The organism is Telluria sp. AZSoR62 (assembly GCF_058111565.1).
In genome coordinates this window covers 1-435 of the sequence record NZ_JBYTST010000085.1, presented here as the reverse complement: position 1 = coordinate 435, position 435 = coordinate 1, and the positions used below count along the sequence as shown (strand labels likewise).

The following is a 435-nucleotide window of genomic DNA, read 5'->3' as shown; positions in this document are numbered from 1 at the left end:
ACAAACGACGCGTCAAGCACTCCATCACGCTTGCTAGATATGGGGGTGGATCCTCACGATCTAGCCTCCTGTTTGCTTGGGATTGTCGCGCAACGGTTAGTACCGACAATTGCCGAAACATCTGAACTGACATGGCAGCCACCTACTGAGGTCGAACGGTTATGGCTGAAGAAGAACGGCTTGCAAGGAGTAACCGGTGACCTTCCCCATGTGGCAACTCCAAAGGACTTCAAAGGGAAGAGGCCCATCATTGAACTGATCAAAGCGGATAAAAATATCCGTGCAGCGATTGTTAGTGGAAACGGAACCGGCGAGATTCTTAACGCCGCTGCGAAACAGCCTCAGTTCGAAACTCTTGCTCAAGCATCACTCCGATTAATCCTGGACGGTGTTACTACACTCGAAAAAGTAAGGCGGGTAGTCAAAGACGAGGGG

General features: G+C 50.8%; 1 protein-coding gene. It reads left to right on the top strand.

Annotated elements, in window-relative coordinates; translation table 11 throughout:
- A partial coding sequence (locus AC3XQU_RS22980; protein ID WP_489876473.1) for an ATPase, T2SS/T4P/T4SS family occupies positions 1 to 435 on the top strand: 435 nt, incomplete at both ends.